Genomic DNA, 11,043 nt, shown 5'->3' on the forward strand with positions numbered 1-11,043 from the left:
CCCCTTTTTCAGAAAATCATTTCACACTGCCGCCGGCGTAATACCCGCCAGAGGACCCGATCCGCACGGACCCCCTGCCCGGCACGTCCTGACTTTCGCCGCCAATGCCTTGCGCCCCGAGGTACGTCGCCCCACCGATCAGCCCAAGGCCGACCAAAACAAAGAAAACGCGGAAAATCATGGCTTTCTCCTAGTCATCGGACCAATCGCTGCCGAACCAGCGCGCTTTATGCGCCAAATACCGGCGAAGCAAGGGTATTCCGGCCACCAAAGAAAACAGAATACCTATATAAAACAGGTACTTACCGCTTGTTTGACCCTCATATACGGTCATTCTGACCAATCCGGCGGCGCGTTTCAGGCCCGCAGGCGTAAATTTCTGCTCTCGGCCCCCGGTCCAGCCCGCCGCCTCGGTGACCGAAAGGGTCAATTCATAGGTTCCCGGCATATCCGGCAAAAAGCGGATGTCTGACGCGCGGTTGGTTTCGGTCCATGATCCGTCGGCATCGCGGCCAGAGTAATGCTCGCTGATCCGCCCGGTTTCAAAGCGGGTCTCGCCCTCGGGGTCGGTCAGCTCGGCCTCGATCCAGATCCAGCCGTTTTGCACCGCGCTGGTCAAATGGATCTCGGTCAGCCCGCCAGTGTCGGTAATCTCAATCGGGATCGTCTGAGGTTGGCCTGTGTGCAAGGCTACATCATCGGACCGCACAAGCGCGCCGCGGTCAAAGCCCAAGGCAACCGCAAGAACGAAACTGACAAAGGCCAAAACGCTCCCTGCCCCGATCAGGAAACTCCCGTGACGCAGCTTGTTGACCGGAGAGACCGGGATCACCCCGCGCGGCTTGGGCGGCTGCGCGAGCTTAAAGGTCTGGAGGTCTTCGAAGGACAGATACTCTGTCAGGTGGATTTCGCGTTCCCCGTTGGTGACGGAAAATTCAAGCATCTGCCCGGTGGTCAAAGCCGAGATCGTTTTCGTCATCGTGCCCTTGACCGGAACATAGCTGAACTCGCCCTCGGCAAAGGTCAGCTTGGCATTCGTTGTCTCGTAATAGCGAAACGTTTTGCCAAAGGCGGCAACGGTGGGGCGGCTGTCGGAAGTCTCGACCCGGTGTTCGGACATCCAAAAGTCTTCGCGCAGGCGCCGCGAAAAGGTGACATGCCCCTTTTCGACATTCAGCCAAGCGTAGCCGTGCGTCTCGGAAAAGACCTGATGTTCGACCCATTTCCAGACCGTATCCTGGTGCCATTCCTGCATTCCCAGCGTACCGATCACCGTATAGCGCACGCCTTTGATGGTGCCCGTGTCGCCCAGCGAAAACGGAGTCTCGGGGCGCGGCAGATCGTTGAACTTGCGCAGAACGCGGTACGCGTTGTTGGCGTCCAGCTCTGCGCCGCAATAGGGACAAATATGGGTTGTCACCCGTCCGCCGCCGTAAATGTCCAAGCCCGCCCCGCAGGACGTACAGTTGACCGAGTGCAATTCCGGAGAGCGAGTCATGCGCGACCCTCGATCTGGATGTCATAGGGGCTGAACCAGCGGCCCACATACAGCAGCGCACCGCCCTCCCAATACTCACAGGACAGGATCTGCGCCCTTGGTCCTTGCGCGTTAAAGAATCCATAGCGCTCGCCCACATGCAGTTCGTGATCAAAGCTGCCGCGAATGGCGAGACATTCGGCGGTCTCTTTTTCGTTTACCGCGTATTGTTCGCCGTCGATGGTCCACATGGCGCCCAGCTGTGTGCCTTGGGCTTGCGCCGGCGAAATGCTCTGATCCAAGAATTCGCGCTGGACGGCGATGTCGCCTTCATCGACCGAGACCCAGACCGGGGCACCGTGCTGATCCAAGCCCCAGAACTCATCCCAAGTGCCGCGGCCATAGGAAAACCGCGCTTGTCCGAAAATCCGGATCTCATCCTTGCCGGCGCGGATCGTATCGCCAATCGCAAACAGGGCAGGGGTGTCGTGCATCACGCCACTGTCCCCGGCATTGCGGACCACGTCATCCTCGATCAACAGCGCCGTGCCGCAGCTTTCGCAGCTGACCATCCGCACGAAACGGGTCTGATCGGGAACCGGTGTTCCACAATTGGGGCACGTAAACTCGGGCACGGTAAATCCATTGGGTTTCGACTTTGGGGCGACCTTAACCAGACATTTTCCATTATGCCAGAGGCAGAACTTCGGCGTGGTTTGGATCATCACCGGATGAATTGTCAGCTGACAATTTGCCAGACGGGCTTAGATTGTCAGCTGACAATTTCGGGATTTACCCGCTGACAACACGCTGTTGACCATCGGCATAATGTCAAAATTTCCGCAACGCGCGTTTTGCGCCAAACGCCTTAGATAGGCTCCGGGGCTTTGGATGTGCGCCAACCTTTCGTGAATACACAGCACGGAAAGGGTCGCGACGAGGGCGCCCATGTGGCGCTTGGCCTCGTCCCAAACAGGCCCATCAATCCCCAACATTGGTGCAAGCCGTGAGGCTATTCCGACCAAATCGGCTTCTTGTTGGATTGGTTCGGCAAAGAGACTGCGCGTCTCATGGCAAGCTTGCACAAACTCAGACAACGGCACATTCGGGTTTGTTTTTTTTACGGGCGTTGGCGTTGCGGCGGTTTCAGAGTCAAAAGCAAGTTTATTTTTATTGTCTATGTGCCGCTCATTTTGGACGTCAGGGGCGCTCATTTCTTGTGACTCAGAGACGGTTTTCAACAGGTTTTCCACATCTCTTTCCAGCTGCTGCAGCTCGGGCAGGGACAGCTTGCGACGCAACGCCAGTCGCAGATGATCGCAGGCTTCGGCAAAGGTCTCTCCCAGCTCGATCAAACGATGGCGAAGACCGTTCAGCCGGTCACGCAGTACATGCTTTTGTTCAGCGAGTTCGCGGGCAGCACGGCTGGCCTCGGCGGCCTCAGAGGCGCGTTCGACCATCGGCGTCAGATCAAAGCCAAAGGCGATCTCGACCCCGCCAGCGACGCGGCGGGCATAGCGCTTGCCATTGGGCGAGGCGTGACGGCGGACAATCCCGCAATCCACCAGCCGTTTCAGGTGCCGCCGCAGGGTGCTGTCGGGCATCCCGTTCAGGCGGTCACACAGCGTGCGATTGGACGGAAAAACGATCACACCGGCTTCGATATGGCGATCGGGATGAAAGGTCAAAAGAGCCTTGAGGACAGTGAGCGCACGATGCGTCAATCCGAAGTGCTCGGAGGCATCGGTCAACGCCTGCAACAGCGCCCACTTGTCCAAACCGTACGGGACAGCCGTCTGCGGCCGCCCGACGTCGATTCGGGACGTTTTCTGCATCAAATTTTCACGAGACAACAGAAAACCACCCACTTCGCGGCAACGAAGCGTTGACAGATTCCAGTCTGGCGGCTATCTCAAAGGTGCTAAGATCGAGAAGGGCCTTCCGGGATTATCCTGGGGGGCTTTTCTTTTGTCGGGGTCGTGCCTCCTATTTAGGTTTCCATTCTGCCATCAACCTTCCGACCGGTCTTTTTGCCAGCGGTCGTGAAGCTCTGCGATCAGCGTGTCGGCGTTCTCTTCCATCCACTGATCGAATCCGTTTGCGGTCCGCGCCGGAACCGTGACCACCAGCCCCTTGCCCGTGCGCTTCATCTCGGCCACGGCGGTGCCATCGGCCCCCAGCAAGACCACCGGTTTGACCGGGGCAGGGGAGGGGGCGTTTTCCTTGGCGGCGGCGCAGTCGAACACCATCTCGAACCGCTCATCGCTGGGCAGCCGGGGGAACACGTCCGTCTCGGTCGCACGCAGGGCGCGGCGTTCGGCGTCAGGTTCGGCCATCATCTTGACCAGCGCGATCCAACGTTCCCGCCCGATGCTGGGGGCAGAGCCGATCAGCCGCAGGAAAGACAGCGGAAAGGCCGTGCCGACTTTCAGCATCCGGCTGACCATGGGCAAATCGATGCTCAGCGCCGAACAGATCGTCGGACGGTCATAGCCCGCCTCTTGCAGCTGCGCGGCAAAGCTCGCCTTTTCGATAAAGGACAGATCCTGCCGCGCGGTGTTTTCCTGGCCCTGGGCCATGACCAGCGCGTGATCGTCCAGCTGCCGGACCATCGCCTTGATCGGCAGACCCAGCTCGCGCAGCGCCTTGAGACGGCGACGCCCGTAGACAATCTCGTAGCGGCCATGGGTGCTGGGATGCGGACGCAACAAAACGGGCACTTGCTGCCCGTAGACCTTGAGGCTCTCTTTGAGCTGCTCCTGCGCTGCGTCATCCAGACCAAGCCGGTCCTCAAAGCCCGCATCGTCGATCAGCTCGGCGTCGATCTCTTGAACCGCGTTCTCTTGAAGCTTGGACAAAGACGACTGAAGCGCCCCAACCGCGCCGCGCGGCATCATGCGCGCTTCGGCGGGTTTAGGACGGTCAGACTTGGACAAACCGGGCGATAAAATGCCTTTTCGTGCCATCAGCGACCCCATGCTTTCTGGATCAGGCTCTCTATCTCGTCATTGACAGAGTTGAGGCTGTCCACCGCGCGATCATAGGTGTTGCGGTTGAACTGTGACCGATCCACTTCATATAGTGTTTGATGCGTCAAACCGGCGTCAGAAATCGCCGTGGTTTTCAGAACCGGGGCGACCATGACCTCTTCGCCGAACAGTTGGCGCAAGAAGGCGACGACCTGCTGCTGCGGGCCATCGTTTGGCTCGTAGCGGTTGATCAGGAAACGCAAGAAATCGAACTCCATCTTGGCACCGGCGTCCGACACCACGTCCAAGAGGTCCGCGCTCATTTGCAGGAACTGCGACATCGACGCGACGTCCAGCATGTTCGGCACGATGGTGATCAACACCCCGGTCGAGGCACAGAGCGCCGACATGGTCAGATAGCCCAACTGCGGCGGGCAGTCGAAAATGATCACGTCGTATTGGTCTTCAACCTCGGCGAGACAGGCGGCCATCCGTTGGAAGAACGGTGGCTGGATGTTCGCCATCAGCGCCTGCGGCGTCTCGTGCTCGAACTCTTGCAGCATGAGCCCGCCGGGGGCGAGGTCGATGCCGGTAAAGAAGGTCTTTTGGATCACCGACGCCAGCGGCACCGGATCCTCGTAGCGGATCGCGTCATAGATCGTCCCGCTTTGGAGAAAATCGTACTCGGGGCGATAGCCGAAGAGCGTGGTCAGCGACGCCTGCGGGTCGATGTCAACGCACAGCACGCGATAGCCCTTGAGCGCCAGCCGCTGGGCGTTGTGGATCGACGAAGTCGTCTTGCCCGAGCCACCCTTGAAGTTCAGGAAGGACAGCACCTGCACAGAGTCGCCCTCGCGGCGACCTTTGAGGTAGGCGCCCTTGGTCTTGGCCGACGCCTCGAGCGTCTGGCGAATCTCCAGAAGGTCCGAGGCGGAATAGTGCCGCCGCCCGCCGGGTGTCATGTGCACGTCAGCGATTTTGCCATCAAAATGCAGCTTGCGCAGGAAGCTGGCGGAAATGCCCAGCAGCTCTGCCGCCTCGCCCGCCGAGAACAGCCGAAGCTCTTTTCTTGCGTCAGGCGCGAAAACCGTGTGCATATGGTCTTCGAGTGCCGACGCGAGGTTCTCCGCGTTCTGACGAACGCGTTCGTTGATGTGGATCTGTCCGGGCATTCAAGCCTCTTGCTCGCCGTTTTGTTGTAACGCTGTTTTTCGCCAACGCCTTATTTACCGTTTCTTTAAGCAAGCGCTGAAACGTTTGGCAACAGATTCGTGGGCAGGCTGTGGATGAAATCGGCACCACAGAGACCTTGAAATCGCGAAAATCGGCCCCAACGGGCGCGATAAGTCTTTAATATAAAATACAAAAATGACGAAAAACCGTCTGTGTCCCGGCGAAGAAAGAATTTTCCGAAAATCGCCGCGCCCTGTGGATAAATCAGCCGCCAAGGCGCGAATCGAGAATCAGAACCACTGCCCCGGTTCCATCAGCCCAAGGTCCAGCAACTGGCGCGAGTGCCATTCAAACGGGGTCGAGTTGTGCCAGCGAAAGCTGCGAATATCAAAGGTTGAACCGGGGTTGCGCTTCAACGCTTTAGCGGTGCGGAACGAGGCAATCGAAGCGGTCAGATTGTTGTGCCACGGGCAGGCGTAGGTGTTGTATTCCTCGTCGTTAAAGGTGTGATCGTCGCGCAATTCCAGCCCCGGCTTGGACAAAAACAGCCCGATCCGGTCGATCTTGCGCCGCTCGGCGGGCACGTGTTCCTCGTAGCGCCAGCGCAGCCCGCCAAAGAAATCCAGCTGCCGTTCCTTGGGGTGGTTGTGGTTTTCAGGATCGTTGCGCGCCAGCGCGTAATAGCCGGACCGGTCCATATGCGCATCGTCCAAGGACACCGCATTGGGGCAGCGGTCCAGATCTCCGGCATATAAATCAATGACATAGGTCAGCATGGCGTCGCGGCGTTCCTCGGCGTGAAAGGCCAACAGCTCGCCCACGGTGCGCGTCTCGCAGAACGGATAGAACAGGTATTCGGCGTTGTAGCAGTAATACATCCAAATGTTCGGCGCGGCCTCGATCACCTTGTTGACGGCGGTCTGCACCGCGCCGTCGACGCGCATGTCGTAGGAAATGCGGTGAACCTTGTCCTCAAGATCGGCGGGCATCTCATACAGATCGTCCACGAAACACAGCACCGCGCGAAAGCCCGAGTGCCGCGTGTGCCGCAAGGTGGTGTCCAGTTCGACCTCATCCTCGGCAAAGACCATCGCAATCGGGCCTTTGACCAAGGCGTCCTGGCCGTTTTTCAGAAAATCATCGAGGTTCGTGTACTGCATCGTCCGCCCTTTTTGGCGCAGAATCGGTGAAAAACTCGTGCATTGCAAGACAAGGGGATTCTGCGGTATCTGCCGCCTCTGACAGGACCGCCGGGTGGAGCGACCAATTGCCCACCCAGGCAGACGCAGCGCGACAGGACCGATCCCATGAGCCAGCCGAAAAAGCTTTTCATCAAGACCTATGGGTGCCAGATGAACGTCTACGACTCCGAGCGTATGGCCGAGGCCATGGGCGGGCAGGGGTATGAGACCGTCGACAGCCCCGATGATGCGGACATGATCCTGCTGAACACCTGCCACATCCGCGAAAAGGCGGCGGAAAAGGTGTATTCGGAACTTGGGCGCTACAAGGGGCTCAAGGCGGAAAAGCCGGACCTCAAGATCGGCGTCGCCGGCTGCGTCGCGCAGGCCGAGGGCGAAGAGATCATGCGCCGCCAGCCGATGGTCGATCTGGTGGTCGGCCCGCAAAGCTATCACCGCCTGCCAGAGCTGACCGCCCGCACGCACAATGGCGCCAAGGCGATCGACACCGACTTCCCCGAGGAAGACAAGTTCGAGCACCTCAAATCCCGCCCCAAGGCCAAGCGCGGCCCGACCGCGTTCCTGACCGTTCAGGAAGGCTGCGACAAGTTCTGCGCGTTTTGCGTGGTGCCCTATACCCGCGGGGCCGAGGTCAGCCGCCCGGCGCAGCGCATCATGACAGAGGCGCGCGATCTGGTCGAACGTGGCGTGCGTGAAATCACGCTGCTGGGCCAGAACGTGAACGCCTATCACGGCCATGACACTGGCCTCGCCGGTCTGATCCGCGAGCTGTCCACCATCGACGGGCTGGAGCGCATCCGTTTCACAACCTCGCACCCCAACGATATGGACGACGCCTTGATCGCGGCGCATGGCGAGTGTGAAAAGCTGATGCCCTACCTGCACCTGCCCGTGCAGTCTGGATCGGACAAGATCCTCAAGCGGATGAACCGCAGCCACACCCGCGACCAGTATTTTGCGCTGATCGAACGCCTGCGCGCCGCGCGCCCCGATCTGCACATGTCTGGCGACTTTATCGTCGGCTTCCCCGAAGAGACCGAAGAAGACTTCCGCGACACGCTCGATCTGATCGAGCAGGTCAAATACGGCAGCGCGTTTTCCTTCAAATACTCGGAACGTCCGGGCACCCCGGCGGCAGAGCGCCCGCAAGTCCCCGAGGACGAAAAAGACGACCGCTTGCAACGGCTCCAAGCCTTGCTCAAACGCCAGCAACAAGACCTGCAAGACGCCATGGTCGGGCGCGAGGTTTCGGTGCTGTTCGAGCGGGCAGGGCGCTTGCCCGGCCAGATGGTCGGCAAGTCCGAGTATCTGCACGCGGTCCATGTGACCGCCCCCGAAAACCAGGCCATTCAGCCCGGCGACCTGCTCAAAGTGCGAATCGAGTCGTCCGGCCCGAACTCGCTCTCCGGGGTATTAATAGGGCGTTAATACGCCCCCCGAACCCCTTGGTTTAAAAAACTATCCTCGCTTATCCACATGATTCACAAGGCGTTGCGAGAATTGTTTCCGATTCCGGCACAATAGCCGTTCCTTTTCGCTTCACACGCGAAGAGGAATTGCTAAAGTACTGATTATAGTAAATTTGCGCGTGCCTCTGCCTTTTGATCGGGTACTCGCATGGGGGAAACACGAACCAAGGGACTGAGGCTGTGGCGACAAGCATCACCAAGGCCATCGGCGCATTTGCGCTGGCTGCTCTCGTAGGTCTGTCGGCGGTTGCGCCGGTGCAGGCAAACGAGGCAGGGCAGAATACACCTTTCATTTCTACACAGAACACCCGCACCATTAAGGGTGAACAGTATATTCCCGGCATCTGGGTCGACCCCGATGGCTGCGAACACTGGGTCATGGATGACGGCGTCGAGGGCTACATGAGCCCCCACGTCAACCGCAAGGGCATCCCGGTCTGCCGCCGGGGCAACACCTGCGGCGTGCTGAACACCGACCAGTATTTCGCCACCGACAGCTACCGCATCTCGTCCGCCGGCCAGCAGCGCCTGCGCGAGTTCTTTGGCTCGACCTCGGCGATTGCCTTTGTGATCGCAGGGCACACCGACAGCCGCGCCTCGGATGAGTACAACATGAAACTGTCGTACAACCGCGCTCTGGCCGTGGCCAGCGTGGCGAAATCCACCGGCGCGCGCATCACCGACGTGCGTGGCTATGGCGAGCGGATGCCGGTGGCGTCCAACGGCACCACGACCGGCATGGCCAAGAACCGCCGCGTCGAAATCATCTGCATTCGCTGAGTTAAGGGGCATTTGACATGAAACTGACCAAAATCGCCCTGATCGTCGCGGCCACCGCCGCCCTTGCGGGCTGTGAAACCGGCCTGACCGAAGGCACCTACGGCCCCGACAAATCCATCGACCGCGGCATCGACGCCAAGGATCTCAGCCAGCTCAAGGCCGGCGTCTGGATCGACCCGAACGGTTGTGATCACTGGATCATCGACGACGGCGTCGAAGGCTACCTGTCCGCCCGTCTCGACAAATACGGCAAGCCGGTCTGCTCGGGCACCGCGCCTCCGACCATCGCCACCGGCGACTTCAAAGGCGGCTCGACCTCGATCATCGGCGACCCGCTGTAAATCGCCAGGCCGTCCAAAATCTAAGCCCGCGCAAGTGCCTCTTGCGTGGGCTTTTTCGTTTCATTTGCGTGACAATCGGGCAGATGGGCTTGCGTGACTTCCCTAGGAAAGGCACCATATCTAGAGGGCAGCCCGGTTGCCGCAAGGTGACGCGACTGCTCCAACCCTTCAGGCGCAGGAGAATTGCGTGAACACAGGCACCTTGACCCAGGCCATTCTCGAATTTCCCGACAACCGTTTGTTGATCGATCTCTGCGGTGAGTACGACCGCAACCTGACCGACATCGAAGCCCGAACCGGCGTGCAGATTCTCAGGCGCGGCAACCAGCTGGCGGTGCATGGCACCGACGAGGCGATTGCCGAAGCGACCGAGGTTCTCCAGCATCTCTATGAGCGTCTCGAACAGGGCCGCGAGGTCAGCCGCGGCGACATCGACCGCGAATTCCGCCTCAGCGATGACGCAGGCCAGGCCCCCGACGAACAGCTCGACATGTTCGGCAGCGGCAAGGTCGAGATCAAGACCCGCAAAAAGCTGATCGAACCGCGCACCGACGCGCAAAAGGCCTACGTCAAAGCGCTGTTCGCCAACGAACTCGCCTTTGGCATCGGCCCGGCGGGCACCGGCAAGACCTACCTCGCCGTGGCTGTGGGCGTGAACATGCTGATCACTGGCCTCGTGGACAAGATCATCCTCTGCCGCCCGGCTGTCGAAGCGGGCGAACGCCTCGGCTTCCTCCCCGGCACCCAAGAGGAAAAGGTCGATCCCTACATGCAGCCGCTTTACGACGCGCTCAACGACTTCCTCCCCGGCAAGCAACAGGCCAAGATGCGCGAAGAAAAGATCATCGAGATCGCGCCGCTGGCCTTCATGCGCGGGCGCACCCTGTCCAACGCCTTCGTGGTGCTGGACGAGGCGCAGAACGCCACCACCATGCAGATGAAGATGTTCCTGACCCGTTTGGGCGAAGGCTCTCGCATGGTCATCACCGGCGACCGCACCCAGATCGACCTGCCGCGCGGCGTCCCTTCGGGTCTGGCCGACGCCGAACGCCTGCTGGGCAAGGTGGACGGCATCAGCTTCAACTACTTCACCGCCAAAGACGTGGTCCGCCACCCCCTTGTGGCCAAGATCATTGACGCGTATGAAAAGGATGTCGAACAATCCTAACGTGTAAATGGTGAAGCCGTGTCGAAATTCGCAGGGTACGGGGCCGCGGGCCTCAGCCTCCTCTGGGCCATCGTCCATACCTTTTTAGGCGGCCCGGAAATCGCCGCACCGCTGCTGGCGTCGGACCTCCCCCAAGTGGTCCGCGCCACGGCTTGGATGGTCTGGCACATGACCACCGGGGTGCTGTTCCTGCTGGCCTTGGGCTTTGCCTTGGCCACCTATCTTTCGGCACGATCCGCCCTCGTCACCCTCACGGCGCTGTCAGCCACCCTGATGTGCGCCGGGATCTTCGCGCTCTTCAAAACCGGCACGGATATCGCAACCCTCCCCCAAGCCCTGCTCTTCCTCCCGGTCCTGCTTCTGGGACTCGCGGCGATACGCCCGCTTGCTCCAGTTCGGACAATCGCGTAACGCCCCGCCCAAGGCTTCTTTTCTTCAAAAATATCCTGGGGGTCCGGGGCAAC

General features: G+C 60.0%; 12 protein-coding genes. 5 read left to right on the forward strand and 7 right to left on the reverse strand.

From position 1 onward, the window contains the following. Positions 1-16 precede the first annotated feature (16 nt). The 7 genes from B9A11_RS21490 to B9A11_RS19310 all read right to left on the reverse strand — a co-directional run bounded on the left by B9A11_RS21490 (position 17) and on the right by B9A11_RS19310 (position 6,779). Positions 17-181: a hypothetical protein gene (locus B9A11_RS21490; RefSeq protein WP_159452528.1), complete on the reverse strand. Its 165-nt coding sequence runs from the start codon at positions 179-181 to the stop codon at positions 17-19. 9 nt (positions 182-190) lie between these two features. After that, positions 191-1,498: a DUF4178 domain-containing protein gene (locus B9A11_RS19285; protein ID WP_058249395.1), complete on the reverse strand. Its 1,308-nt coding sequence runs from the start codon at positions 1,496-1,498 to the stop codon at positions 191-193. After that, positions 1,495-2,112 (reverse strand): DUF4178 domain-containing protein, encoded by a 618-nt coding sequence (locus tag B9A11_RS19290; RefSeq protein ID WP_159452529.1) that lies wholly within the window; start codon positions 2,110-2,112, stop codon positions 1,495-1,497. The genes B9A11_RS19285 and B9A11_RS19290 overlap by 4 nt, the downstream gene beginning before the upstream one ends. Before the next feature lie 129 nt (positions 2,113-2,241). Beyond that, positions 2,242-3,312, reverse strand: a complete 1,071-nt coding sequence (gene repC / locus B9A11_RS19295) for a plasmid replication protein RepC (RefSeq protein ID WP_058249393.1) — start codon at positions 3,310-3,312, stop codon at positions 2,242-2,244. Positions 3,313-3,486: 174 nt separating this feature from the next. Further along, positions 3,487-4,443: a plasmid partitioning protein RepB gene (gene repB / locus B9A11_RS19300; protein ID WP_058249411.1), complete on the reverse strand. Its 957-nt coding sequence runs from the start codon at positions 4,441-4,443 to the stop codon at positions 3,487-3,489. Then, a complete protein-coding gene (repA, locus tag B9A11_RS19305; protein WP_058249392.1) occupies positions 4,443-5,618 on the reverse strand; it encodes a plasmid partitioning protein RepA in 1,176 nt (391 codons plus the stop codon). The genes repB and repA overlap by 1 nt, the downstream gene beginning before the upstream one ends. 291 nt (positions 5,619-5,909) lie before the next feature. Continuing rightward, complete coding sequence (locus B9A11_RS19310) at positions 5,910-6,779, reverse strand: hypothetical protein (RefSeq protein ID WP_058249391.1); 870 nt, start codon at positions 6,777-6,779, stop codon at positions 5,910-5,912. A 147-nt stretch (positions 6,780-6,926) separates the two neighbouring features. On the opposite strand from B9A11_RS19310, the gene miaB reads away from it, so the two are divergent. The 5 genes from miaB to B9A11_RS19335 all read left to right on the forward strand — a co-directional run bounded on the left by miaB (position 6,927) and on the right by B9A11_RS19335 (position 10,990). Further along, a complete protein-coding gene (miaB, locus tag B9A11_RS19315; protein ID WP_058249390.1) occupies positions 6,927-8,249 on the forward strand; it encodes a tRNA (N6-isopentenyl adenosine(37)-C2)-methylthiotransferase MiaB in 1,323 nt (440 codons plus the stop codon). Positions 8,250-8,470: 221 nt separating this feature from the next. Then, the gene (locus B9A11_RS19320; RefSeq protein WP_058249389.1) at positions 8,471-9,070 is read left to right on the forward strand and encodes an OmpA family protein; all 600 of its coding nucleotides are present in this window, start codon (positions 8,471-8,473) and stop codon (positions 9,068-9,070) included. Positions 9,071-9,087: 17 nt separating this feature from the next. Beyond that, positions 9,088-9,411 (forward strand): hypothetical protein, encoded by a 324-nt coding sequence (locus B9A11_RS19325; protein ID WP_058249388.1) that lies wholly within the window; start codon positions 9,088-9,090, stop codon positions 9,409-9,411. Between the two features lie 187 nt (positions 9,412-9,598). Beyond that, positions 9,599-10,579, forward strand: coding sequence for a PhoH family protein (locus B9A11_RS19330; RefSeq protein WP_058249387.1), 981 nt, complete (start codon positions 9,599-9,601; stop codon positions 10,577-10,579). 18 nt (positions 10,580-10,597) lie between these two features. Next, positions 10,598-10,990 carry a hypothetical protein gene (locus B9A11_RS19335; RefSeq protein WP_058249386.1) on the forward strand — a complete coding sequence of 131 codons (393 nt, stop codon included), beginning with the start codon at positions 10,598-10,600 and terminating at the stop codon, positions 10,988-10,990. The last annotated feature ends 53 nt before the right edge of the window (positions 10,991-11,043 follow it).

Origin of the sequence: Tropicibacter naphthalenivorans (genome assembly GCF_900176475.1) — a bacterium.
GTDB classification, from domain to species: domain Bacteria; phylum Pseudomonadota; class Alphaproteobacteria; order Rhodobacterales; family Rhodobacteraceae; genus Tropicibacter; species Tropicibacter naphthalenivorans.

Excerpts from the sequence above, each read along its gene's own strand:
- repA (WP_058249392.1), bottom strand. The coding sequence starts at position 5,618 with ATGCCCGGACAGATCCACATCAACGAACGCGTTCGTCAGAACGCGGAG.
- B9A11_RS19310 (WP_058249391.1), bottom strand. The coding sequence starts at position 6,779 with ATGCAGTACACGAACCTCGATGATTTTCTGAAAAACGGCCAGGACGCC.
- B9A11_RS19325 (WP_058249388.1), top strand. The coding sequence starts at position 9,088 with ATGAAACTGACCAAAATCGCCCTGATCGTCGCGGCCACCGCCGCCCTT.
- repB (WP_058249411.1), bottom strand. The coding sequence starts at position 4,443 with ATGGCACGAAAAGGCATTTTATCGCCCGGTTTGTCCAAGTCTGACCGT.
- B9A11_RS21490 (WP_159452528.1), bottom strand. The coding sequence starts at position 181 with ATGATTTTCCGCGTTTTCTTTGTTTTGGTCGGCCTTGGGCTGATCGGT.
- miaB (WP_058249390.1), top strand. The coding sequence starts at position 6,927 with ATGAGCCAGCCGAAAAAGCTTTTCATCAAGACCTATGGGTGCCAGATG.
- repC (WP_058249393.1), bottom strand. The coding sequence starts at position 3,312 with ATGCAGAAAACGTCCCGAATCGACGTCGGGCGGCCGCAGACGGCTGTC.
- B9A11_RS19285 (WP_058249395.1), bottom strand. The coding sequence starts at position 1,498 with ATGACTCGCTCTCCGGAATTGCACTCGGTCAACTGTACGTCCTGCGGG.